This is a genomic window from Microbacterium candidum (genome assembly GCF_030315975.1).
GTDB classification, from domain to species: domain Bacteria; phylum Actinomycetota; class Actinomycetes; order Actinomycetales; family Microbacteriaceae; genus Microbacterium; species Microbacterium candidum.
Genome location: NZ_JASXSZ010000004.1, coordinates 190,665 through 214,888, shown reverse-complemented (window position 1 = coordinate 214,888; position 24,224 = coordinate 190,665). Strand labels below are relative to the sequence as shown.

The 24,224-nt window shown below is 63.8% G+C and carries 21 protein-coding genes; 15 read left to right on the top strand and 6 right to left on the bottom strand.

What is annotated here, in order from left to right; translation table 11 throughout:
* Window positions 1-70 precede the first annotated feature (70 nt).
* Together QSV35_RS13325 and QSV35_RS13320 are read left to right on the top strand one after the other, a co-directional pair.
* Complete coding sequence (locus QSV35_RS13325; RefSeq protein ID WP_286289271.1) at window positions 71-985, top strand: ABC transporter permease; 915 nt, start codon at window positions 71-73, stop codon at window positions 983-985.
* A gap of 11 nt (window positions 986-996) precedes the next feature.
* A complete protein-coding gene (locus QSV35_RS13320; RefSeq protein WP_286289270.1) occupies window positions 997-2,250 on the top strand; it encodes an ABC transporter ATP-binding protein in 1,254 nt (417 codons plus the stop codon).
* A gap of 21 nt (window positions 2,251-2,271) precedes the next feature.
* Here the strand turns inward: QSV35_RS13320 and QSV35_RS13315 are convergent, their stop codons facing one another.
* Window positions 2,272-4,197, bottom strand: coding sequence for a rhamnan synthesis F family protein (locus tag QSV35_RS13315; protein ID WP_286289269.1), 1,926 nt, complete (start codon window positions 4,195-4,197; stop codon window positions 2,272-2,274).
* Between the two features lie 125 nt (window positions 4,198-4,322).
* On the opposite strand from QSV35_RS13315, the gene rfbA reads away from it, so the two are divergent.
* The 3 genes from rfbA to QSV35_RS13300 are packed head-to-tail and all read left to right on the top strand — an operon-like array spanning window position 4,323 to window position 7,640.
* Window positions 4,323-5,192: a glucose-1-phosphate thymidylyltransferase RfbA gene (gene rfbA, locus QSV35_RS13310; protein ID WP_286289268.1), complete on the top strand. Its 870-nt coding sequence runs from the start codon at window positions 4,323-4,325 to the stop codon at window positions 5,190-5,192.
* Window positions 5,192-6,190, top strand: a complete 999-nt coding sequence (gene rfbB / locus QSV35_RS13305; RefSeq protein ID WP_286289267.1) for a dTDP-glucose 4,6-dehydratase — start codon at window positions 5,192-5,194, stop codon at window positions 6,188-6,190. Before rfbA ends, rfbB begins: the two co-directional genes overlap by 1 nt.
* 40 nt (window positions 6,191-6,230) lie before the next feature.
* The gene (locus QSV35_RS13300) at window positions 6,231-7,640 is read left to right on the top strand and encodes a sugar nucleotide-binding protein (RefSeq protein WP_286289547.1); all 1,410 of its coding nucleotides are present in this window, start codon (window positions 6,231-6,233) and stop codon (window positions 7,638-7,640) included.
* A 9-nt stretch (window positions 7,641-7,649) separates the two neighbouring features.
* On the opposite strand, the gene QSV35_RS13295 is transcribed toward QSV35_RS13300, so the two are convergent.
* Window positions 7,650-10,052, bottom strand: a complete 2,403-nt coding sequence (locus QSV35_RS13295) for an LGFP repeat-containing protein (protein ID WP_286289266.1) — start codon at window positions 10,050-10,052, stop codon at window positions 7,650-7,652.
* A 131-nt stretch (window positions 10,053-10,183) separates the two neighbouring features.
* Here QSV35_RS13295 and QSV35_RS13290 point away from each other — a divergent pair, with 131 nt between their 5' ends.
* The 7 genes from QSV35_RS13290 to QSV35_RS13260 all read left to right on the top strand — a co-directional run bounded on the left by QSV35_RS13290 (window position 10,184) and on the right by QSV35_RS13260 (window position 16,550).
* On the top strand, window positions 10,184-11,626 hold the full coding sequence (locus QSV35_RS13290) for a hypothetical protein (protein WP_286289265.1): 1,443 nt from the start codon (window positions 10,184-10,186) through the stop codon (window positions 11,624-11,626).
* On the top strand, window positions 11,623-12,015 hold the full coding sequence (locus QSV35_RS13285; RefSeq protein WP_286289264.1) for a GtrA family protein: 393 nt from the start codon (window positions 11,623-11,625) through the stop codon (window positions 12,013-12,015). The genes QSV35_RS13290 and QSV35_RS13285 overlap by 4 nt, the downstream gene beginning before the upstream one ends.
* On the top strand, window positions 12,012-13,139 hold the full coding sequence (locus QSV35_RS13280) for an FAD-dependent oxidoreductase (RefSeq protein ID WP_286289263.1): 1,128 nt from the start codon (window positions 12,012-12,014) through the stop codon (window positions 13,137-13,139). The genes QSV35_RS13285 and QSV35_RS13280 overlap by 4 nt, the downstream gene beginning before the upstream one ends.
* Window positions 13,136-14,122: a glycosyltransferase gene (locus QSV35_RS13275; protein ID WP_286289262.1), complete on the top strand. Its 987-nt coding sequence runs from the start codon at window positions 13,136-13,138 to the stop codon at window positions 14,120-14,122. Before QSV35_RS13280 ends, QSV35_RS13275 begins: the two co-directional genes overlap by 4 nt.
* 85 nt (window positions 14,123-14,207) lie before the next feature.
* Entirely contained in the window at window positions 14,208-14,936 is a 729-nt protein-coding gene (locus QSV35_RS13270) for a glycosyltransferase family 2 protein (RefSeq protein WP_286289261.1), read from the top strand.
* Window position 14,937: 1 nt separating this feature from the next.
* Window positions 14,938-15,705 carry an NAD-dependent epimerase/dehydratase family protein gene (locus QSV35_RS13265; RefSeq protein ID WP_286289260.1) on the top strand — a complete coding sequence of 256 codons (768 nt, stop codon included), beginning with the start codon at window positions 14,938-14,940 and terminating at the stop codon, window positions 15,703-15,705.
* Window positions 15,702-16,550: a sugar phosphate isomerase/epimerase family protein gene (locus QSV35_RS13260; RefSeq protein WP_286289259.1), complete on the top strand. Its 849-nt coding sequence runs from the start codon at window positions 15,702-15,704 to the stop codon at window positions 16,548-16,550. The genes QSV35_RS13265 and QSV35_RS13260 overlap by 4 nt, the downstream gene beginning before the upstream one ends.
* 21 nt (window positions 16,551-16,571) lie before the next feature.
* Here QSV35_RS13260 and QSV35_RS13255 read toward each other — a convergent pair whose 3' ends face one another.
* Entirely contained in the window at window positions 16,572-17,405 is an 834-nt protein-coding gene (locus QSV35_RS13255; RefSeq protein ID WP_286289258.1) for an NAD-dependent epimerase/dehydratase family protein, read from the bottom strand.
* Window positions 17,402-18,469: a polysaccharide biosynthesis protein gene (locus tag QSV35_RS13250; RefSeq protein ID WP_286289257.1), complete on the bottom strand. Its 1,068-nt coding sequence runs from the start codon at window positions 18,467-18,469 to the stop codon at window positions 17,402-17,404. The genes QSV35_RS13255 and QSV35_RS13250 overlap by 4 nt, the downstream gene beginning before the upstream one ends.
* Before the next feature lie 510 nt (window positions 18,470-18,979).
* On the opposite strand from QSV35_RS13250, the gene QSV35_RS13245 reads away from it, so the two are divergent.
* Both QSV35_RS13245 and QSV35_RS13240 read left to right on the top strand, forming a co-directional pair.
* Entirely contained in the window at window positions 18,980-19,471 is a 492-nt protein-coding gene (locus tag QSV35_RS13245) for an acyltransferase (protein ID WP_286289256.1), read from the top strand.
* 121 nt (window positions 19,472-19,592) lie between these two features.
* A complete protein-coding gene (locus tag QSV35_RS13240) occupies window positions 19,593-20,438 on the top strand; it encodes a glycosyltransferase family 2 protein (protein ID WP_419956841.1) in 846 nt (281 codons plus the stop codon).
* Here QSV35_RS13240 and QSV35_RS13235 read toward each other — a convergent pair.
* On the bottom strand, window positions 20,366-21,502 hold the full coding sequence (locus QSV35_RS13235) for a DegT/DnrJ/EryC1/StrS family aminotransferase (protein WP_286289254.1): 1,137 nt from the start codon (window positions 21,500-21,502) through the stop codon (window positions 20,366-20,368). The genes QSV35_RS13240 and QSV35_RS13235 overlap by 73 nt on opposite strands.
* On the bottom strand, window positions 21,492-21,896 hold the full coding sequence (locus QSV35_RS13230; RefSeq protein ID WP_286289253.1) for a sugar 3,4-ketoisomerase: 405 nt from the start codon (window positions 21,894-21,896) through the stop codon (window positions 21,492-21,494). The genes QSV35_RS13235 and QSV35_RS13230 overlap by 11 nt, the downstream gene beginning before the upstream one ends.
* A gap of 131 nt (window positions 21,897-22,027) precedes the next feature.
* On the opposite strand from QSV35_RS13230, the gene QSV35_RS13225 reads away from it, so the two are divergent.
* Window positions 22,028-24,160: a glycosyltransferase gene (locus tag QSV35_RS13225; RefSeq protein ID WP_286289252.1), complete on the top strand. Its 2,133-nt coding sequence runs from the start codon at window positions 22,028-22,030 to the stop codon at window positions 24,158-24,160.
* The last annotated feature ends 64 nt before the right edge of the window (window positions 24,161-24,224 follow it).

Below are 24,224 nucleotides of genomic sequence, written 5' to 3'. Positions count from 1 at the left end.
TTCGGGAGTCTTCAAGTCGCACCGTTGTATAGTGATCGCTCGTGTTCGACCCGAGAAGAACGGCCGCCCTGTGAGTAACGAGTCCCTGCTGAGATTCGAGCGACTGGGCTCCGATCCATTCGTCACCGTATCCGGCGGAACGGGATGGACGCAGACGTGGACGTCGCTCCAGGCTGTGCTCGGCCACCGTCGCCTTCTCGCCCTGCTCGTGCGCCGTGACATCAAAGCACGGTACAAGGACAGCTTCCTGGGGCTCCTGTGGACCCTGATCAACCCGATCGTCCAGCTGGTCATCTACTACGTGGTGATGGGACTCGTCCTCGGCGCGGCCCATGGCATCCCGGACTTCGCGATCTACGTCTTCTCCGGACTGACCATCTTCGGTCTCTTCTCCGAATCACTCATCTCCACGACGGGATCGATCCTTGCGAACTCGGGCCTCGTCAAGAAGGTGTACGTCCCGCGCGAAGTCTTCCCTTTGGCCGCAATCGGGTCGTCGCTGTTCACGTTCGCGGTCCAGCTCGTCGTCCTCATCGCCGCGACCTTCCTCCTCGCCTCGCCTCCGTCTCCCGAGGGAATCCTCTACTTCCTCCCATCGGTGCTCATCATCGTCGTCTACGCGACCGCTCTGGGGCTCCTCCTGTCGGCGCTGAACGTGTACCTGCGCGATGTCCAGTACCTCACCCAGGTGCTCCTGACGATCGCGATGTGGGCCTCCCCGATTGTCTACGGCTGGCAGATGGTCTCGGACGTCCTCAAACGGGCCGACCTGCCGACGTGGCTCCTGGAGGTATACACGAACAACCCCTTGACTCTCGCGGTCCTGGGCTTCCACCGAACCTTCTGGGCAGCGGGTACGCCCGCCGATTACCCTGACAACCTCATGCTCCGGATGCTCATCGCAATCGGGATCGGCTTCGTGCTGCTCTGGCTCTGCCAGCGGACGTTCGCGCGACTCCAGGGCAATTTCGCACAGGAGCTGTGAGAACAAACACCATGAACGACGCGCAGATTCAGGCACCCCAGATCGTCGAGGTCTCCGGTGTCTCGAAGTCCTTCGTGCTGCGGAAGGACAACTCGCTCAAGGAGCGCATCGTCACGCTCGGGCGGCGAGGACGGTCCCACCAGGAGGAGTTCGTCGCACTCGACGATGTCTCCTTCACCATCGAAGCGGGCTCCTCGATCGCCCTCATCGGCACCAATGGGTCCGGAAAGAGCACGCTGCTCAAGATCATCGGCGGCATCATCGATCCGAGCGAGGGCTTCGTTCGTCGCCGGGGGCGGCTGGCCGCCCTGCTGGAACTCGGAGCGGGCTTCCACCCCGACCTCTCCGGTCGGGACAACGTCTACCTCAATGCGGCCATCCTTGGGCTGTCCAAGGAGGAGACCGACGCGCAGTTCGACAGCATCGTCGCGTTCTCGGAGATCGGCGACTTCATCGACACCCAGGTGAAGTTCTACTCCTCCGGCATGTATGTCCGACTCGCCTTCGCCGTCGCGGTGCACACAGACCCCGATCTCCTCCTGGTCGATGAAGTCCTCGCCGTCGGAGACGAGGCGTTCCAGCGGAAGTGCATGGACAAGATCCGGGAGTTCCAGAGCGAGGGACGCACGATCGTGCTCGTCTCCCACTCAGCCGGCCAGGTCCTCGACGTCTGCGACCGTGGCGTTGTGCTCAGCGCAGGAAAGATCGCGTTCATCGGCCCGGCATCCGATGCGATCACAGTCCACCGGGAGATCCTCGAAGGCCGGCGGAAGGAGATCGCAGAGATCGAGCGCGAACGCGTCGAGGCAGAGCGCGCCGCAACGGCACCGGAGGATCCGCCAGCGCCCGAGGAGAAGGTCGCGACCATCACATCGGTCGTCGTGAAGAACCTCAGCGGCGAGGTTACCGACCGCCTCGAGCCCAACGAAGGCTTCGTCATCGAGGCCACCGTCGACCTTCCGAGCGCTCTCGATTCGTGGCACTCCGGCTTCGCTGTGGATACGTCTCCAGGCCATCCCGTCTTCGGTACCGGGACGCGCCTGCTCGGCACCCCTCATGGGCCGTCTCCCGCGGGAACGGCAACGATCCGGTACGAGATCCCGGACATCGGAATCGCGGGCGGACAGTATTTCGTCAGCCTCGAGATCCTCGATGCGGAAGGCCGCTCGCTCGACGCGAAGTGGCTCGCGACGACCTTCTTCGTCACGCTCGAACGTCGTCAGACGGGAACGGCCTACGCGCACGCGACCGTCAGCGTCAGCTGACATCGACAGGTCTGCGACCTTTCATCCCCAGCTCTCTCGGATCTCCGCGAGCTTCTGCCCGAGCGGCGACGACCGGCCGACGAACTTCCGGATCGAAGCTGTGGCCTTCGGCATGTGGAGATTGGCGTACAGGCGCAGGAGATCGATGAGACGTCCCTCGCCGAGGTGCCCCATGCCGCGCAGCAGTCGGATCTGCTCCACCATGTCTCCTGGCAGCCCGGCGGCCAGCTGATCGAGCTTGTACTCGAGCGCGGTGTGGCTGATCGACATGTATTCACGCGTCGACACCGTCCGCGTGTGGAACCCGAGCTCCCCTGCCGCGTATGACGGCATGCGCTCCAGCACGTGCGCGAGCCCTCCGTCCTGATACGCGTCCGCGCCACCGAACTGCTCATACGTCCACTCGTGCTCAGCGAGGATCCTGAGTGCGGCGACGCGCGCGATGTACATCCCGCCGTACGGGGCGAGCGGCGACACATCGTCAAGCGGCACACGGATACCGAGCTCCGCCGCGAGCGCTGCGAACGGCTTCTTGTTCGCCCACCAGGCACGTCCCATCGTCGGATATCCGATGTGGATCATCGGCGGGTACACGAGACCGAGCCCCTGCTCGCGTTGGAACAGCGCGAGCAGGTTCGCCGTGTAGCCGGGGCTGTCGAGCAGGTTGTCGAACTGCTGGCGCCGGAAGTGACGTCCGATGTTGTGGCCGTCCTGGGGGGTCTTCTTGGAATGCAGCTTGACGACGATGTCGTACCGATCGCTCAGCAGGATGTCGCGACAGCCGATGAGGAACGCGCTCTGATCGCGCCCGTTGTTGGATGCGACGACCCTGACGTCGACCGAGCGACCTTCGCGAGGACGTTCGGCGATGAGCGCCGTGATTCGCGCCGCGCGGTCCGCATCCGGCGTGGTGACGACCAGGTCGTATGCTCCAGGCAGCGTGTCGACACGATCGAGCATCTCGTGTGTCATCTCCGGATAGAAGATGTGCAGGATCGCGACCGTCCGAAGCGGTGCGGTCGCGTCGTACGAGACGTCGACGTCGGGCAGCACCTCGAGCATGCCCGCATCGGCATTGAGGATCTTGGGCTCGACGTTCCGGGAGAGGTCTGCCCAGATGAGCTCCATCGGGTAGCCATAGGCCTCGACCTCACGCAGGACCTCGCGTCCGATCACGGCGTGGCGATCGAGGAACGGCGGGAAGTGGAAGAACGGCCGCCGCTTGATGACGGGGCACCCGTCGGCCAGGAGCAGATCGGGATTGAACAGAGCCGGATGCTCGGTCGGATAGTCCTCGCACGCGAATGCGGCTTCCGATGCGTATCCGAGACGGTTGAAGTGCTGGGTGAACTGCACTTCGTGCTTGAGCACGGCGTCGACGTAGCCGGGCATCTCAGGAAGCTCACGCCAGTAGCGCTTCCACTCGTCCGACTGCACCATCTCGCGGCGCGCGGCGATCCAGAACGACTGCAGGTGATAGGGAAGGTCGCCTCGACCGGTGAACGGGTTGACCTCCTCGCGCGCGTGGTCGGTCAGTCCCCAGAAATGCAGCGGGAGCACATCCATCCGTTCCAATACCGGCCCGAAGGGCCGGACCGGACCGAACCACGTGTCGTTCGTGAGCACGACCTCGTCGAACTCCGCGACGCGGTCTCCCAATCGATCCAGGCCCGCCTTGTGCGCCCAGATGTCGTACCCGACGTTCTCCCGGACGAGGATGTCATCCGCGAGCGGGGTGAGAAGCTCGCGCCCGGCATCGCTCAACGTTCCGTTCACGACGACCATGATGTGGGCGGCATGCGCCCGCAGTCCGTTGAGCGCGAACGGGATGTACTCCTCGACCTCGCCGCGGCGGTCGTAGACCACATAGATGATGAGCCGACGCCCGTGTTCCGGGAACGGGGCAGGCTGCGTGGGCACGACGGCAGGCGGCTGGGGTCTGTTCACAGTCGAAACTCCACGTGATCGATTGACGGCGGATCGTCCAGGCCCGCTCCCCGCATGGCCCGCGCTCCCCCAGCGCTCGATCCTATCCGCAGTGTCTGCGCGCGCCGTGTGAAACGATAGATGGCGTGAAAGGCATCATCCTCGCGGGCGGCTCCGGCACACGGCTGCATCCCATCACCCTGGGCGTATCGAAGCAGCTGATCCCGGTCTACGACAAGCCGATGGTCTACTACCCCTTGTCGACTCTCATGCTCGCCAGCATCCGCGACATCCTGATCATCACGACACCGCATGACGCGGCACACTTCGAGCGGCTCCTCGGCGACGGTTCGCAGTTCGGCGTCTCGATCACCTTCGCGCAGCAGCCCTCGCCCGACGGCCTCGCCCAGGCGTTCACCATCGGGGCGGACTTCATCGGCGACGACAAGGTCGCACTCGTCCTCGGCGACAACCTCCTCTACGGGCCGGGCCTCGGCACGCGGCTCAAGCGCTTCTCCGATGTGGAGGGCGGCGCGATCTTCGCCTATTGGGTCGCCGAGCCGAGCGCGTACGGCGTCGTGGAGTTCGATGCCTCCGGGCGCGCAGTCTCCCTCGAGGAGAAGCCTGCTGACCCCCGCTCCAACTACGCGGTCCCGGGCCTCTACTTCTACGACAACGACGTCGTGGAGATCGCACGCAACCTCGCACCCAGCGCGCGCGGCGAATACGAGATCACGGATGTCAATCGTGCGTACCTCGAGCGAGGATCACTGCAGGTCGAGGTGCTGCCTCGCGGCACCGCCTGGCTCGACACCGGGACCTTCGACCAGATGACGGATGCGGCCGAGTACGTGCGCACGATGGAGCGACGCACGGGCATGAAGATCGGCGTTCCAGAGGAAGTGGCCTGGCGACAGGGCTTCCTCTCCGACGGAGAGCTCGAGGACCGAGCGAAGGCCGTTGTCAAGTCCGGTTACGGCTCCTACCTGCTCGATCTCCTGAAGAGAGGACGTTGATGTCTCGCCTGCTCGTCACCGGCGGAGCCGGGTTCATCGGCTCCAACTTCGTCCACCACGTCGTCGCCCACACCGACCACCACGTGACGGTGCTCGACAAGCTGACGTACGCCGGGAACCTCGCCTCCCTCGAGGGGCTCCCCGCAGATCGGGTGGCCTTCGTCCAGGGCGACATCGCTGACCCTGCGCTCGTCGACGACCTCTTCGGCGGCGTCGACGCCGTCGTGCACTACGCGGCCGAGTCGCACAACGACAACTCGCTGAACGACCCGCGGCCGTTCCTGGACACCAACATCATCGGGACTTATACGCTGCTCGAGGCAGCCCGCAAGCACGGCACTCGCCTGCACCACATCTCGACGGACGAGGTGTACGGCGACCTCGAGCTCGACGATCCCGAGCGCTTCACCGAGTCGACGCCGTACAACCCGTCATCCCCGTATTCGTCGACAAAGGCCGGCAGCGACCTGCTCGTGCGCGCGTGGGTCCGCTCGTTCGGCGTACAGGCGACGATCTCGAACTGCTCGAACAACTACGGTCCGTACCAGCACATCGAGAAGTTCATCCCCCGGCAGATCACGAACGTCATCCGCGGCATCCGCCCCAAGCTCTACGGCGCCGGCGAGAACGTGCGCGACTGGATTCACGCCGACGACCACTCCTCCGCCGTCCTCACGATCCTGGACAAGGGCGTCATCGGCCAGACGTACCTCATCGGCGCCGACGGCGAGAAGAACAACAAGGACGTCGTCGAGCTGATCCTGACGCTCATGGGTCAGGATGCTGACGCCTACGATCACGTCACGGATCGCGCCGGCCACGATCTGCGCTATGCGATCGACTCGACGAAGTTGCGCACCGAGCTCGGCTGGCAGCCGGCCTACCGCGACTTCGAAGCGGGGCTCGGCGCGACGATCGACTGGTACCGCGCCAACGAGGACTGGTGGGCGCCCGCGAAGGACGCCACCGAGGCCTTCTACGCCGCGAAGGGCCAGTGACGTACGCGGTCGTTGAGCGAGCGAAGCGAGTCGAAACGTGATGATTGAGTTCGGAAAACACCTCACCCCGATCGCGACCGGCATCCCCGGTCTCGTCCTCTGGGAGCTCCCCGTGCACGGCGACAGCCGCGGCTGGTTCAAGGAGAACTGGCAGCGCGAGAAGATGAACGCGCTCGGGCTTCCCGACCTCGGACCCGTGCAGAACAACATCTCGTTCAACGATGCCGTGGGCACGACGCGCGGCATCCACGCGGAGCCGTGGGACAAGTGGGTCTCCGTCGCCACTGGCCGCATCTTCGGTGCATGGGTCGACCTCCGCGAAGGACCGACGTTCGGCGCCGTCTTCACCGCCGAGATCGACCCGTCGCGCGCGATTCTCGTGCCGCGTGGCGTGGGCAACGCTTACCAGACGCTCGAGCCGGACACTGCGTACACGTACCTCGTGAACGACCACTGGTCACCGGAGGCGGCCTACACGTTCTTGAACCTCGCCGATGAGACCGCCGCGATCGCGTGGCCGATCCCGTTGTCCGAGGTGGAGATCTCGGCGAAGGATCTCGCGCATCCGCGGCTCGCCGGGGTGACCCCCATTCCGCCGCGCAAGGTTCTCATCGTCGGCGCGAACGGACAGTTGGGGAAGGCGCTTCGTGTCGAACTCGGCGACGCGCCGCACATCGACTACGCGACGCGCGCGGACCTCGATCTCAAGTCGCCCAGCCTTGCGACCGCACGCCGCTGGCGAGACTACGGCGCGATCATCAACGCCGCGGCCTACACGGCCGTCGACCTTGCGGAGACCTCGGAGGGGCGGACGGATGCCTGGGCCGCCAACGCCATGGGAGTCGCGGCGCTCGCTCGCGTCGCCGCCGAGAACGGTGTGACGCTGGTGCACGTGTCGAGCGACTACGTCTTCGACGGCACGCTCGACCGCCCGTATCGCGAAGACGACCCGATCTGCCCGCTCGGGGTCTACGGCCAGACCAAGGCCGCAGGGGATGCGGCGGTCGCCACGACGCCGAAGCACTACATCGTCCGCACGTCCTGGGTGATCGGCGAGGGCAAGAACTTCGTCCGCACGATGGCGTCCCTCGCCGAGCGCGGCATCGACCCCAGGGTCGTCGACGACCAGATCGGGCGGCTCACGTTCACCGACGACATCGCACGCGGCATCCTTCATCTTCTGGGCTCGGGCGCGCCGTATGGCGTCTACAACCTGACCGGCAGCGGCGAGCCGATGTCGTGGGCCGAGATCGCACGGTCAGTATTCGAGCTGTCCGGCCACGACCCTGCACGCGTAACCGGAGTGTCCACGGACGAGTACTTCGCATCCGCCGCAGGCCCAGTGGCTCCCCGGCCGCGCAACAGCGTGCTCGATCTCACCAAGCTCACGACGACGGGATATGTGGCAGGAGTGGTGACAACAGCGCTGGAACGCTACCTCGCCCTCTGAGTCCTCGCGTCACCAGTGGGCGACCCCTGACGTCACCGTCAGCGTGCCGTGCTGGAAGGTCTGGGTGTAGGTCGACCCGATGCTGCTGGGATTGCTCGTCGGATATCCCATCTGTCCCCACTCCGCGCCCAGCGGTGCCCAGACAGCGATCGCCTCCGGGCGGACACTGTACGTGCCCGTCCCCGGCGACGAGAAGATCGAACCGTGCTGGAAGACCTGGTAGCAGCCACCCTGGCTCAGACCGCATCGCACGTCGCTTAGCGCGGCTCCCAGCTGCGGACTCGCGATCTTCGCGGTGATCCACGGGTCGGTCGCCGATGTGAGAACCGCGACGCCGTTGGTGACCGTAACGACGCCACCCTGGAAAGACTGCGTGTACGTCGACCCAGTGCTGCTCGGATTTCCCGTCGGGTAGCCGAGAGGGCCCGATTCGGCACCATGAGGAGTCCAGACAGCGATGGTTTCCGAGCGGACGCTGAACGTCCCGGTTCCGGGTGACGAATAGATCGAGCCGTGTTGGAAGACCTGATAGCAGCCACCCTGGCTCAGACCGCACCGCACATCACTCAGCGCGGCTCCCAGCTGCGGACTCGCGATCTTCGCTGTGACCCATGGGTCCGTCGCCGATGTCAGCACCCCAACACCGTTGGTTACGGTCACCACACCGCCTTCGAACGTCTGCGTATAGGTCAAGTTGGTTCCGCCCTTTGGCGGCGCACTCGTGGGGTAGCCAAGGGGACCGGCCTCGGCTCCATGCGGAGTCCATGCGGGCATCACCTCGGGACGGACCGCGTATCCCCCCGTCGCGGGCGACCAGTAGAGGGAAGCACCCTGGAACGTCTGCGCGCAGCCGCCCTTCGCAAGGCCGCACCGCGTCGAACTTGTCGGATATCCCAACCATCCCCACTCGGCGTCATTTGTGCCGTACACCGCGGGAATGCTGCCGAAGATCGCCGCCGCTCCCGTGGCCGGCGACCAGTAGATCAGCCCCTTGTCAAACGTCTGATAGCAGCCGCCGTTCGCGAGGCCGCAGATCGTGTCGCTGATCGGATAGCCGAGCGGCCCACGCTCCCGGTCTGTCCAGCCTGGGAGCATCCGCGGGGCCACGTAGCTCGTGTTACCGCTCGGAGATGTGTAGATAGCCCCCTGCTGGAAGTTCATGCCGCATCCGCCGCCTTGCAGCCCGCAGTCGACATCCGACACCGGGTAGCCGAGGGGACCCCATTCCGCGTTCAGCGTGCCGTACTTCTGACCGATCTTAGGACTCATGGAATGCGAACCCGTGGCCGGGGACCAGAACACTGTGCCGCCTTCGAATACTTGATAGCAGCCGCCCGCGGTGAGCCCGCAGTTCGTCCCCGATATGGGATACCCCATCCATCCCCACTCGGCCTGCGGCCCCCACCCGGCACGCATTCGGTTCGCTACATCATATGCGTAGCTCTGCGGGTTCAAGTAGATGAGACCGCCCTCGAACACCTGGTAGCACCCGCCCCTCGAAAGTCCGCAGATTTGTCCTGAGGTGGACTTGCCCAAGTAACCGGCGGCCCCGCCGAGCAGGTCATAACGATCCTTGATAGGTCCGTAAACCCCAAGGCTTCGAGTGGTGCCGAACCAATCGACGAAGTAGTTGTAGAAATTGCGGTTTCCGTAGGTGGAACATGCATCGCCCAACCCGTAGCCGGCGGCGAGCGAGGCGGCATTCGGTTGATACGGCGTATAGTTGTACAATGCAGCTGTCGCGTAATTCGCGATGTTCAGATACGTTCCAAGGCACGCTGAATTCGTGCTGTAGGGAATGTAGTACGTGCCTATCTGGCGAGCGAACTGCGCGGCGCGATAGGTCTTGAGCTGAGCCACCCCGGTGACAATCTGTGGCCCAATGCCCGCATAAGCCGGATCGCACGGCGCTGTATCGGGGCAGTTCGCCCCCATCGCGGCGTCGAGCTTTGTCGAGCTCGGCGCCTTGTTCGTGACAAGCCCCTGTTCCTTCTGCAAAGTCACGAGGATCACTTTTGCTGAGATCCCACACGCGGTTTGAACTCGATAGATCAACTCGGAGACGAGCATGGAACCGCCCTGGATCGCCGAGCAGATGAGGTTCCCGGTCTTGGACGAGTAGGTTGCCGCACGCGATGAGATACTCGCCGTCAGAATGTTGATGCATTGACCATTCTGACAAGTCCCGATCTTCTGATCGAGGAACGATTGGATCTGGGGTGACGTCATCGCGCTGCCGTCATAGAAGACGGGATCGTCGATGATGTTGCCCGGTACGAACTGGGACAGATCCGCCGCGTTCGCTGAAGTCGCCGGCGAGAGCACCACGAGGCACCCCACGACAAACGTCATGATCGATACCGACGCGACCGCGATTACGGATCGTCTCGCTCGCTTCACAGCAACACTCACGGGGAGAGACTACGCCCATGTGCGTTTCATGCGAGGCAGGCGGACGAGGCGACCTTGCTCGGAAGGTAGAATCGGCAAGGCCCTGCTGACCGTGGCAGGCTAGGTCGCCGGTCGGACAGGAGCCCCACATCGTGATGACCATCGCACCATCCGACTCGACGCGCGGCCGATGGCATCGATTGACAGTCGCCTCAGCCGCAGCGATCCGGGGTGAGCGCGGGTTCTGGCGCTGGCTCCTGGCGCTCGCTCTGGTCTTCCTGATGATGCAAGCCGTCTTCTTCACCCTCGTCTTCGCGGCTGCCTCGGTCCCCACATCCCGAATCGTGAACAAGCTCGCATGGGATGCCTCCAACAGCGAGTGGGATGCTCGCGACTTCCCGCAGGATGGCGTCGGTCACCGGACGCCGGACATCCCATGGGCCGGCATCTCCGACTCATTCACGGAATGTATCGCTCTGACGCTGGGGGTCTGGGCCAACCCCGCTGACGATTCCGGCCCGCTCTCGCGGGCTGTCGCCAACCCGCACCTCGGCACGTGCTCGACCGCATATCCGGGCATCAAGGCCCTCGCCGCGGGAGAACCTGCCGAGTATGGCACGACCTACGCGAGGGTGTGGGGTGGATCCAACGTCGTGACGCGTCCCATGCTCGCGATCGGAGGTGTCAGCGCCGTTCGCCTCGCATCGGCGGTGCTCCTCGTGGCCGGATTCGTCGTTTGCGCATTCGCCTTCGCGCGCCGCTCATCGATATGGCTCCTTGTCGCTGTACTCGCTCCCGTTCTCCTTTCGACGAACATCCTCACGCAGACGCTCGACTCCTATCCGCACGTACTTACCTTCTCCGTTGCGCTTTTCGGAATGGCCGCCGGTGCCGCACTGGGAAGATATCCGGCACCCGCGATCGTCATCGGCGCCATGGCCGCGGGCGGACTGCTGAACTTCGTCGACTTCCTCCTGAATCCTCCTCTCGCCTGGGCGCTGTTCGCATTCAGTGCCGTCGCGACGCGGGCGTTCTCGCACGGCCGGGACTTCCGCTCGCTCTTTGCGGCTCTCGGTGCTGGTGTCGGCGGGTGGATCCTCGGCTATGGCGCGACATGGGTGGCGAAGTGGGTCATCGCCGTTGCGTCGTATGGGCAGTCCGCGCTCGACGAGATCCTGTCCGTCGTCGCGTTCCGCATCCAGGGGTCGTACGCCTCGGTCACGCCCGGCCTGGGACAGGCGACGTCGAAGAACGTCATGCTCTGGTGGTCCACCATCCCGCTCTCCCGTTACGTTCTCGCCGCAGCGGTCGCGGCGGCGGTCATAGCCGCCATCATCTTGGTCGTGCGACACGACTTTCAGGGCTTCTGGCTGGCCGCGCTCGCCGCTTCACCTGCGCTGCTCGTCCTCCTCTGGTATGAGCTGCTCAGCAACCACTCACAGATTCACACGTGGTTCACCTATCGGTCCGTTCCCGCCGCCGTGGGGATCTTGGTCGCGGCTGTGTGGCTCCCCGTGATGGCGCGCCCACACGCGCGTATGCGTGCAGACGCCGACCGCGTCCGAACCCTCGAGCTGGAGAACGCGACGGCATGAAAGCTCTCGCCGGTGAAGCCTGGCGCTATCTCTGGGTCGCGGCGCTGGGGTTGATTGTCGACTTCGGCACCCTCGTCCTGCTGACGAGCGTTTTGCACGTCGAGTATCTGCTCTCGGCAGCGGTGGGGTTCACGGCTGGACTGATCGTGACTTTCGTGCTCTCCGAACTATGGGTCTTCTCAGATCCGCACGTGCGCAACCGCTGGGTGCGCTTCGGTCTCTTCACCATTATCGGGCTCGTCGGACTCGGCATACTCACGTTGCTGATGTGGTTGCAGGTCGACGTCCTCGGCTGGCATTACATCCTGGCGAAGGTCCTCGCCACGGGCGTGGTCTATGCCTGGAACTTCTTCGCGCGCCGCTCGATGTACGGTGCGGCCGCGACGTGAGGTCGATCGACGCCGACGTCGTCGTGGTCGGAGCCGGATTCTTCGGACTTCGTATCGCGCTCTACGCGCGGGAGCAGCTCGGAGCCGAGCGTGTGATCGTGCTCGAACGCGAAGCGGATGTCATGTCCCGCGCGTCGTACTCCAACCAGGCCCGCGTGCACATGGGCTACCACTACCCGCGCAGCCTCCTCACCGGCTCTCGGTCCCGCATCACGGCGGCCGCTTTCGAGGAGGAGTTCTCACCTGCGATCGTGAGGAGTTTCCGCCACTTCTACGCGGTCGCCTCGAGGCTGTCCAAGGTCAACGCACGCTCGTTCGAGACCTTCTGCGAGCGCATCGGAGCCCCTCTGCGGCCGGCGCCGGCCGATGTCCGAGCACTTCTGGCGCCGCCGCTCATCGATGACGTGTGGGAGGTCACCGAGTGGGCCTTCGACAGCACCGTTGTACGCGACATGCTTCTCGCCCGAGCGGACAAGCTTGGGGTCGAGGTCGTGCCCAATGCCGATATCGCGCGTCTCGAGCAGTCGTCGGGTCGGCCCGCGGCGCGAACCGAGGATGGGCGCCGGTGGCGCGCCCCAATCCTGTTCTCCGCGGTCTACAGCGGTGTCAATGCGCTTCACGCAGCATCCGGTCTGGACATCATTCCCGTCCAGCATGAGATCGCGGAGATGCTGCTCGTGCGCACTCCGCCGCGACTGCGTGACATCGCGTTCACCGTGATGGACGGCCCATTCTTCTCACTCATGCCGTTCCCAGCGCGCGGATTGCACACCCTCTCGCACGTGCGCTACACACCGCATCAGCGGTGGCGGGAGGCTGCTCCGTCGTCGGTCGAAACTCCGCCTTCGCGCGAGGCACTGTCCTCCCGGAGGTCGGCGCAGGTGCCGATAATCTTGGATGTGAAGCGGTACCTCCCGTCCATCGCCGATGCCGAGGTCGTCGGCTCTCTTCGCGAAGTCAAGACCGTTCTGCTGAGCTCCGACCACACTGACAGCCGACCTATAGTGGTCCGCGAAGACGAATCGCTGCCGGGGTATGTCTGTGTGCTCGGCGGCAAGCTCGACAACATCGACGACGTGCTGCACCGCCTCGCACAACTCGATCTGCAAGGACGATTCCGATGACTGCCCAACCCATCTCCCAGAAGAAGGATGTCTTCGTCAGCGTCGTGACCGTCGTGGATTCCACGTCGCGCGACGTGGAGGGTCTCATCCGCGCCACGCAGAGCCTGCTGGATCAGCACTACACGAATTACGAGCTCGTGGTGGTCGACAATGGCGTGGCGATCGAATCCGTGCGCGCGATCCACAACGTGCTCCGGGATGTGCCGTGCGTGCGCGTTCTACGGCTCGCCCGCGCATTTCCCTACGATACGGCCGTGTTCAGCGCGCTTGAGAGCGTCATCGGCGACTACACCGTCGTGCTCGAAGCGGACGTCGACCCGATCGATCAGATACCGGCTTTCGTGGAGGCCCTGCTCGACGGAGCAGACATCGTTCAGGGACTCGCGCCTCAGGCGCGGGCACACGGCTTTGTCCAGCGCATCGGACGACGAGCGTTCTACCGCTACAACTCGCGATCTCTCGGAGTCGAGATCCCCGAGGACGCGACGTATTTCACGGCGTTCACCCGTCGCGCCTTGACCTCAGTCCTGAGCAGCTCAAGACAGTACCGATACCTTCGGCATCTGATGCGGCATGTGGGGTTCATGATCGTGGACCTCCCCTACACCCAGATCCGCAGAAGGGAACGGCCCCGCCACCTGCGTGCGGCCATCGTCGAGGCGGTGGAGATGGTCACCAGCTACTCGGTGCACCCTCTCCGAGTGATGTCGATCCTCGGCGTCGCGGTCGCGATCATCAACCTGCTCTACGCTGTGTACGTCGTGGTCGTCTACTTCTCGGTGCCGGACGTTGCACGTGGCTGGACCACGACGAGCCTCCAGATCTCCATCATGTTTCTGTTCTTGTCGATCGCCGTCGCGATCATCTCGGAATACGTGGGAAGACTGCTCGCAGAATCCCGCCGCGAGCCCGCCTACTTCATCATGGAGGAGCTCGTGAGCGACCAGACGATCGCCGACGAGACGAGGCACAATGTCGTCTGACTCGTCCCACGCACCGTCATCCGGCGCGCGCCAGGTTCCGACGTACGATGTGCTGCGACTCCGCCCCAAAGCCCGAGAGCACTGTGTGGTCGTCTTCGTGATCAATGAGGGCGAGAAGGTGCGGCGTCAGCTTGCACGGATGAAGGCACTCGCCGAGACTGTCGACATCATCATCGCGGACGGCGGCAGCGATGACGGATCGCTGGATGAACCCTACCTGCGCGAAACCGAGGTCACGGCGCTGTTGACCAAGACCGGCGCGGGCAAGCTCAGTGCGCAGATGCGGATGGCGTTCGATTTCGCACTCGCGGAAGGATACCGCGGCGTCGTCACCGTCGATGGGAACGGCAAGGATGGTGTCGAGGCTGTGCCGGAATTCGTTCGCCTCCTCGACTCTGGTTTCGATCACGTGCAGGGGTCGCGCTTCATCCGGGGCGGCCGTGCCGTGAACACGCCACCGAGTCGCATGCTCGCCGTCAAGCTGCTTCATGCTCCCTTGATCTCGCTCGCCTCGGGGCACCGGCAAACCGACACCACGAACGGATTCCGCGGATACAGCGCGCGTCTGCTGTCCGACCCAGACGTAGCCGTCTTCCGCGACGTCTTCTCAACCTATGAGTTGCACTATCACTTGGCGATCGAGGCCGGTCGCCGCCCCGATATGCGCCTGATCGAGACCCCAGTCGAACGTGTCTACCCGCGTGGCAAGGTGCCGACGAAGATCAAGGGTGTCCGGGGGAACGCGCACGTGCTGCGCATCCTCTTCAAGGCCGTCGCCGGACGGTACCGATATCGACCCGAAAGGAAGGCCTGACATGGCAAGCGCTCTGATCGGCTACAGCGGCTTCGTCGGCTCGAACTTGCGGCGATCACACACGTTCGACTACGAGTTCAACTCAGCGAACATCGCGGAGGCGCACGGTCGCACTTTCGACCTCGTCGTCTTCAGCGCAGCCCGAGCAGAGAAGTGGCGTATCAATCAGGACCCCGAGGCCGACGCGGCACACATCGCTGAACTCGAGCATCACCTCTCCCTCATCGAGGCGGATCGGGTCATCCTCATCTCGACGGTCGACGTCTACGGCACCCCGCGCGACGTCGACGAATCGACCCACATCGAGGTCCAAGGCCTCCACCCCTACGGCGCGCACCGCCTCGAGCTCGAGGACTTCGTGCGCCGGCAGTTCCCGACCACGCACGTCGTCCGTCTGCCGGGCCTCTTCGGACCCGGGCTGAAGAAGAACGTCATCTACGACCTGCTGCACGACAATGCGCTCGAGCGCATCCATGCCGATGGATCCTTCCAGTACTACGGCCTGCCCCGTCTCTGGGGTGACCTGTGTCGAATCGTGGACGCCGGGCTCCCTCTCGTGAACATCACATCCGAACCGATCCGAACGGGCGACCTCGCGGAGCAGGCGCTCGGCATTCCCTTCGACAACCGGCCGACGGACATCGTCGCCGCCGAATATGACGTTCGTTCGATTCACTCGCAGTTATGGGGACGAGACGACGGGTACCTCTACTCGCAGGCGGACGTGGTGTCGGACGTGCAGGCGTTCGTGCGCGGAGGTGGCAAGTGACGGTTCTGGACGAGTCGTTGGCGGTCTCGAACATCGCGTGGGCCGCCGAGGACGAGGAGCGGGTCGCTCACGCACTCCGCAAACTCGATGTCAGGGCGGTGGAGATTGCTCCCACCAAGGTCTTCGAGGACCCGACCCGAGTATCCGACGAGGACGTGGACGCCTATCGTCGCTGGTGGGGCGCCTTCGGAGTCAAGATCGTGGCGTTCCAGTCGATCCTCTTCAACCGCCCCGAGCTGAGGCTCTTCGGCGATGACGCTGCTCGTCAAGACTTGATCGAGGTGTCCGAATCGTTCATCGAGCTGGCCGCGCGTCTGGGCACCCGACGCATCGTGTTCGGCTCGCCCAAGCAGCGCCGCGTCCCGGACGGAATGTCGAATGACCAGGCGTGGGAGGTCGCCGTCGACGTGTTCCGCCGGATCGGCGAGCACGCCGGACGACACGATGTGTGTTTCTGCATCGAGCCCAACCCCGAGGCGTATGAATGCAACTTCGTCACGGACGCTTCCACCGGCCGGCGCCTCGTCGAGGATGTCGACCGAGACGGCTTCGGGCTCCACCTCGATGCTGCAGGGATGCTGCTTGCGGGAGACGACCCCCGCGTAGCGATTGAAGATGCCGGTCGCCTCCTCCGACACGTTCACATCAGCGCACCCTATCTGGCACAACTCGACGATGCGGCAGTGGACTATCCCGCGACGTTGCGCGCTCTGTCTCACATCGGCTATGCGGGGTACGTTTCGATCGAGATGCGGCCGGCGACCGACACCGACGCCGTACAGCATGTGACCGCAGCGGTCGAGACGATTCGACGATCGGCGCAAACCGTGGCGAACAAGCCCTAGAGCGCTCGCCGCCGTTGCGCCTCACTGCGCCCGGAGCGACCGAAGATAATCGAGGGGGTCGACGCGCGCACGCCAGTCAAGCGACTGGCCCGCCTTGCTGACGTCGGCGACGCTGTAAGAGGCCGGACCACCGGGAGCTGGCACGAAAGCACCCGGCGCAGCCGCCGCGAGCATGAGGTTGTCGACCGCGATGCCGCGCGCAATATTGATCGATCCCGTGACACTACTTCGTCGGACCGCGCGAACAACGGCCTCGGCGACATCGTCCACGTGCACGTAGTCACGCACGAATAGATCGGTCAGTCCGAGGGTCGGTTTCGGTCCTTCCCTGAGCGCATTGATCAATGATGTGCGGCAGCCCTCTCCGAAGACATTGAAGATCCGCAGGCTGACCGTCGAGACGCCCAGCGTGCCGCCGAGGGCGTCGAGAGCCTCCTCCAGGGCGATCTTCTCCAACGCGTAGGGTGTGAGACCGGCCAACTCCGTGTCTTCCCCTCGCGGAGTATCGGCTCGGTCGCCATACACCGCGGCTGACGACGAAAGGACCACGCGACCTGCGCCTGCCGAAACGGCCGCCTCGACCACCGTGCGCATCCGGTCGACGGCGGCCTCACGATCGCGCTCCAACGTTGACTGAGCAGTGCCGACGAGGTACACGAGCGCGTCCGGATGCGCCGTCGCGATGACCCGTGCGACCGTCAGGGGATCCGAGACATCCAGGACTGTCGGTCCTCGACGTGATGCCGCAGTGGCGTTCATCCCGTTCGTTTGTGCCATGCGAACGACTGCACGACCGATCGGTCCACTCGCCCCGACGACCAGGATGCGGTCAGAGGGAGTGACGAGATCACTCACTGCAGTGCCGTGAACCCGAAGTCGCGCATCTGCGCTCGAAGTTGTTCACCGGTGATGGCGTGATTCCGGGTCGCATCGAGAAGTCCACGAGCCCACACGACCGTCTCGCCGGGGGTGTGGCCGCTCGCCTCGGTGACCACGAAGATCTTCGGGTGCGTCGTCGCGTCGACGGTGCTCGACTGATATGACAACTCCTCGTACATCTTCTCGCCGGGGCGCAGGCCGATGATGTCGATGTCGAGCGAGGGATCGACAGCGTCGATAAGACTCCGGGCTAGGTCATAGACCCGAATCGGCTCGCCCATGTCCAGGACGAAGAGCTCTCCCTGTCGGCCGGTCGTGGCGGACTGGATGACGAGCTGTGCAGCTTCATCGATCGTCATGAAATAGCGAGTGATGTCGGTATGGGTGACGGTCAGATTGCGGTGGTTCTGGAGCTGGCGACGGAATGTCTGCATGACGCTTCCCTCGCTCTCCAACACGTTCCCGAAGCGCACCCCGCAGAACCGCGTCGATGCGCCCGAGGCCGCCAGGTCCGCGACGATGAGCTCACCGATGCGTTTGGTCGCGCCCATCACGTTCGTCGGATGAACCGCCTTGTCCGTCGAGACGTACACGGCCTGCTCGACACCCGCCGCTGCCGCCTGTGTCATGACGTTCAGCGTGCCCCACACGTTGTTGTTGAAGGCTTCGACGGGATTGTGCTGCATGAGCGGCACATGTTTGTACGCGGCAACATGGAACACGTAGTGCGGGCGATACGAGCTCATGAGCTGCGCGACTCTCGACTCGGACTGCACGTCGGCTATCTCCAAGACGCGCGACGGATCGTGGCCGAGCTGCTGTCCGAGATGGAAGATCCCGGGTTCGGATCGATCCACGCCGATGATCAGCTCGGGGTCGAGCGCGTCGAGCTGTGTCACGATGCGCGAGCCGATCGACCCGGCGGCACCGGTCACGAGCACCCGCTTCCCGCGGATGGCGTCGTGCGCATGCATCATGTCGTGCTTGACGGGGGCACGGCCCACGAAGTCCAGAACGTCGACATCGGTGAGGTCCGACACGGATACACGCTCGCGCGAGACGATGCGGTACGTGCGTGGAATGATCGCCAATTCGACGCCGGCACGAGTGACCGCAGCGGCGAAGTCGCGTACGACCTCACCTGGAGCGGAGGGAATGGCGAAGTACACCGTGTCCACGGCGTTATCTGCAGCGACGCGCTCGACGTCATCTAGCCCGCCCAGGATTTGGGGACTGCGGGGGTCGTCGTCAAGGTAGCCGACAACCAGATCACCGGCTCTTGCGGCATCTTCCGCCAGGCTACGACCCGCTGTGCCGAAGCCCGCGATCAGAATCCGTCGAGCCACCATTCAACCTCCGCATGTCTTGACTGTTCCATCCTACGGCTCGCTCGAGCACCCCCAGAGTCTGGGTGGACTCAACGACTTGAAGCAGACGAGCGAGTCGGGCAGTCTTGACGAGTCGACGAGCGCCACTTCGGGCCCGCGCTAGAACACCGACATGCGCCAAGAGATGCGCCTGTTGAACTGAATCTGTCTACAGGAACAATCATGAAGAATCCACCGTTCGTGCATCCGATGGGGATATGTGATTCACACTCGGTCGGAGATGGCACGACGATCTGGGCCTTTTCGCACGTTCTTGCCGGTGCCACGATCGGGGAAGACGTAAACATCAATGACCACGTCTTCATCGAGAATGATGTCATTGTCGGCGACCGAGTCACGGTCAAGAGCGGCGTTCAATTGTGGGACGGAATCGAGCTCCAAGACGATGTCTTCATCGGCCCCAACGCAACGTTCACCAATGATCGATTTCCAAGGAGCAAACAATACCCGGACCGGTTTCCTCGGACTGTCGTAGAGTCTGGCGCGTCCGTGGGAGGGGGAGCTGTCATCCTTCCGGGCGTGCGGATCGGGACCTCCGCGATGGTCGGCGCGGGCGCGGTGGTCACTCGCGATGTGCCTCCCTACGCTATTGTCGTAGGGAATCCGGCTCGGCTGATTGGATACGCGGCGGGACACGAACCGCCGAATCCATGAGCGCTACGCGGGGCGACTCGCTCGCAACAGCGCACTGCAGCCTCACCCCTCGGCGCCGACGGCATCGCCGCTCGTGAGAGAATATGCTGTGCGAAGAGGGAGTACAGATGTCACCGTCGTCGTGACGTCTTTCAACCACCAGGCTTACGCAGAGCAATGCCTTGCCTCGATCGCATCCCAGACGAGCGCGGCGGAGCAGGTCGTAATCGTCGACGACCACTCGACTGATGAATCGGCAGCCGTCATATCGGCGTGGCTCGATCGGTATGATCCAGGGTTCGAGTTCATACCTCGAACCGTGAATGGGGGTGTCTGCACTGCGCTCGATGATGCCTTGAGCATCGCACGCGGTCGGTTCTTGTGTCATATTTCCGCTGATGACTGGATGGAGCCGGAGCGGCTGGAGCGGCAGTCAACCGCGCTTGCGAACGCGAGCGACGACGTCGCGTTCGTGGTGAGCGACATTCACGAGGTCGACGCCGGGGGAATCACGCTCGCTTACCACGACATCGGTGCCCGCCTTCTCGGACTGACCGGATCTCACCACCGCGAAAGGCTCCACCGAACGCTTCTGCAAGCGAACATTCTTCCTGCGCCGGGAATCCTCATGCGCACAGCAGCAGTCGTATCTGTCGGGGGATACGATGAGAGCCTGTCATTCGAGGACTACGATATGTGGCTTCGGCTCACGCAGCGTTACTCGGCGGAGTACGCGCCGGGAGTAGTGACGAACTACCGTGTCCTAGCGACCAGCCTCACTCGATCGCCCGCGCGCCAGATGGCGTTCCTTGCAACAGAGCGGGCGTGCCTACTGAAGCAACTCGGTGGCAGCGAGGATGACGATCGAATAATTCGGGCCCGCACGGATGAGCTGGCAGAACAGCTCGCGCTGATTCAGGAGAGCTCAGCCCTCGCCAGCAACTCTCGAGGGATCGACGAAAGCGCTTCGGCAACGAGCGTTACCTGAGAACTCGTCATCCACGCACCGATCGGGAGGCTAAGCACGCTCTTGGCAAATGCTCGCGAGACGGGAAGATCGGCGCCTGATTCGAGCGTCGCGCGGGTCGGCTGAAGCGTGTCGAAGGCGTACGGATAGTGAACATCGGTTCGGATTCCTCGCGACGCCAGATAGTTTCGCAACTGATCACGGTCGGTAGCCCGCACCACGAAGTGATGCCACACCGATGATTCAAATTTGTGTGCACCGACGACGGCGCTCGGGGCATCCGCCAGCGCATCGAGATAGGTTCGAGCGATGTCGCGGCGACAGGAGTTGTCCGCCGGCAACCGCTTCAGACCGCCTGTCAGGATGGCTGCTTGAATTGGATCCATTCGGCTGTTCCAGCCAGTGTCCACATGATCGTACTTCGTCGATCCCTGGCCGTACGAACGGCGGCTACGGGCGCGGTTTGCCAATTCGCTACTGCTCGTCACGATCGCACCAGCGTCGCCGAGCGCCCCCATGTTCTTCGTGGGGTAGAACGAGAATGCTCCGGCGATACCCCAGGAACCAACGGGTCGCGTTCCGACTGATGCCCCATGAGCCTGAGCGGCGTCCTCGATGAAGGGCACCCCGCGATCCGCCGCCAAAGCACTTATCCGTTCATTGTCCGCCGGGATTCCGTACAAATGAACTGGAAGAACAGCCCGCGTATGCGCCGACATCGCCTCATCGAGCAGGGCTGGATCCATCGATCCTGTCATCCAATCGACATCGATCGGCACAGGGCGAGCCCCAACCTGAAGTACCGCGAGCCATGTCGCATAGAACGTGAACCCGGGCACGATGACTTCATCACCAGGCCCGACCCCCGCGCACTCGAGCGAAATGCGGAGCGCATCCAGACCATTGCCGACCGCGATGCAGTGTTCTACGCCCACCGACTCCGCGAACGCTTGCTCGAACTCCTCGACATAACGTCCGCCGATAAACATACCGGAGTCGACGACACTCTCGATGGCGTCGAGGAGATCCGACCGCCGCTTCGCCACCAGTGATGCCAGGTCGTAGAAGGGGACCTCATCTTCCATGTGCCCACTCCAAGAAGTCGTCGTAGTCCCGGATGTAGTCCGTCTCGTCGTAGGTTGCTGAGGCCAGTACTCCGACGACGGTGTGTGCTGCGAAGTCGCGCAAGGTCCGCCAGTAGCCCGGCGGAACGACTAGTCCAGAGGAAGGACCGGCGAGCGTGAACTCTTCCACTTCGCGACCATCGTCGAGCTCGATCGTCACGCTTCCGGAGACCGCGATGATCAGTTGATCGAGGGTCTTGTGCGCATGCGACCCGCGGACCGCGCCCGGGAGAACATCTCCGATGAAGTAGAACCGCTTGACGTCGAACGGCAAGAGCTCCTGACCTTCCACCACGCCGATGAAACCTGCTGTGTCGCGCAGTATCTGAAGGTCCACGAGGTGCGGTTTGGGCACGCCTTATCTCCCTGTCGGCTTCATGCGACGGTCCGGAACAGCGTTGACTACGCTGGACGTGTGCTGAACCGCCTCAACGCCATCGTATGCGCCCGTCGCGTCGTCGCGAGCATCGTGCAGCGGCGTGAGGGATGGTCGGTGTTCGTTCCGCGATGACCCGGCCACATCTTACCTTCGTTCTCATCGCGAACCCTCGTCGCTCCTTCGCACGGCCGACGGTTGCCGCCCTGTTCGACGTCGCCGAACGACTGCGTTCCGACGGACTGACCTCAGAGGTCCTTCTCGTCGGCGGCCACCCAGAAGCCGCGCTCGAGTATGCAAAGAGGCGGTGGCCGACCTACACGAGGGCAAACGTTCGAACCTTACCGGAGGAGTCGCTCCCCAAGGAAGACCGATTGGCTCGCGCGCTCGACGGAGCCACGGGCACCCACGTATGCCTCATCGACGATGGCGACCTCATTTCCGCGAAGTTCGCGCGCGCGGCGCTCTCGATGATCGACGCGGCCGGTTCAGCACGCATAGCCGTATACCCGGAGTACGTCGTCCCTACTGACGATGTCACGCAGATCTGGCGCAACGAGTCCTCAGACTCCGGTCCCATCACATATCTCGAACTCCTCGCCGGCATGCCGTGGCAGGGGCCCGTCATGACGACAAAGCCACTCCTTGCGGACCACCTAGACCGGGGGGAAGTGCGAGGACGGACGCCTGCGGATCTCATATGGTTCTGGGCAGTGCACTCGAGCGCTTCCGGAGTCTCACACGTTGTGGCACCAGCAACGACCTGCTTTCGCGACTCATCGATCAATGGCAGCACATACCCGTCCCGCGCCGTCATTCCTGGAGTCGACCTCGCCTCTCTGATGGCGCGCACCACCGTAGGCGGCCGTCGGCCTGATGCGCATGCGCCACCGTCACTTGGCCGAGTGCCCTCGGGCAGTGTGATTGGCGGGCGTTCGCGCCGGGCGATGCGACGACTCGTCGAGGCGGTATCTCGGCGTGCGTCACAGCGCCTTGGGCTACGCGACGGCATCCACCACATCGTAGACCGGTCGACTTTCAAGGCCGCGATTCGCGCGAACCCATCGGCTCTCAAGGGGCTAAACAGCCTGCACGTGAACGACATGCGAGTCGCTCGCGACGACGGATATTCTCAAGAGCTGGTCGCGGCTGTCACAAACCTCGGAGAGCATACCGCTGCCGTCGTTGCGGTCGGATGGCTTGACCTTCACGCTGAAGGCAGACGCGCGCTCAACTACGCCAAGGCGCTGGACGCCTTCTCCGGATACTCCGGACGGACAGCTATCCTCGCCGTCGACGACCCATCGATGACCGTCCATGACGTGATACCCGGAAGCATCAGGTATCTGGATCTTGATCTGCACGGGAAGGGCTGGAGCGCTGAACTCCGTGCGCGCTTCCTCGCGCAACTCGTCATGCTTGTCGACTGTTCGCTCGCCATCGCGTCCGCCCCTGTACTGGCGGACGCCGCCGCACGCTTTCCGGAACTGGTCTCCGCAACGCGGGTGATCGCTCTCGAAGGCGCACTGGAGCCGGCCACAGCGATTCCCGATGGCATCACCGTCATCGCTGACTCGCAGGCGGGTGCGGACACTCTGAAGTCACGTGTCATCGGCGCAGGTGTTGAAATTCTCGTCCACGAGCAGCCGTCTGCTTCCCGGCCAATCGAGCTCGCGCGCGGCACACGTGCGTATACCAACGAGTTCTTCACGCGTCACAACCCATTTCGAGTGCTCATCGCGGCGGCGCAGGAAGAGATGCAACCGCTATATCGAGGATGGAGCACAGAGCTTGTCGACACCGATACCCCTCTCGAACTTGTGTTCATGCCGTTGGAGGCAAGATGCGCGGTTCCGCCCGGGGCGTTGAATCCAGCGCAGAACTACCTTGGGATCTTTCCGGGCGGGCTCGCCGGGGTCGACACATACGGGTTCCATGCCGTAGTCACGACGGACACCGACGCAGACATGTCGAGAGTCATCGTGGATGCGCTTTCCCTTGGGTTGCCTGTCGTCGCATGGGGAGCGGGATCTCCGAAACACACCATCGTCGATGGCGTGACGGGTCTTTGCGCCGACACGACGCTCGAGGTCATCGATGCCTTGGGGCGGCTCGCTGGCGATGTGTCGTTGCGCCGACGCTTAGTCGAGGCAGGGCACATCATGGTGGCACAGAACTACTCATGGGAGGCATTCACGCAGAGTGTCGCCCAGGATCTAATCGCCCCGCGCGCACGTCACTGAAGGCGCTGCGATTCCGCGACCCCGAGACATGGGAGAATCGAGGCGGATTTGCGTCGTGTGCATT

Coding starts and splice junctions, on each gene's coding strand:
- QSV35_RS13320 (WP_286289270.1), top strand. CDS start 997: ATGAACGACGCGCAGATTCAGGCACCCCAGATCGTCGAGGTCTCCGGT.
- rfbB (WP_286289267.1), top strand. CDS start 5,192: ATGTCTCGCCTGCTCGTCACCGGCGGAGCCGGGTTCATCGGCTCCAAC.
- QSV35_RS13300 (WP_286289547.1), top strand. CDS start 6,231: ATGATTGAGTTCGGAAAACACCTCACCCCGATCGCGACCGGCATCCCC.
- QSV35_RS13285 (WP_286289264.1), top strand. CDS start 11,623: ATGAAAGCTCTCGCCGGTGAAGCCTGGCGCTATCTCTGGGTCGCGGCG.
- QSV35_RS13275 (WP_286289262.1), top strand. CDS start 13,136: ATGACTGCCCAACCCATCTCCCAGAAGAAGGATGTCTTCGTCAGCGTC.
- QSV35_RS13265 (WP_286289260.1), top strand. CDS start 14,938: ATGGCAAGCGCTCTGATCGGCTACAGCGGCTTCGTCGGCTCGAACTTG.
- QSV35_RS13245 (WP_286289256.1), top strand. CDS start 18,980: ATGAAGAATCCACCGTTCGTGCATCCGATGGGGATATGTGATTCACAC.
- QSV35_RS13235 (WP_286289254.1), bottom strand. CDS start 21,502: ATGGAAGATGAGGTCCCCTTCTACGACCTGGCATCACTGGTGGCGAAG.
- QSV35_RS13225 (WP_286289252.1), top strand. CDS start 22,028: ATGGTCGGTGTTCGTTCCGCGATGACCCGGCCACATCTTACCTTCGTT.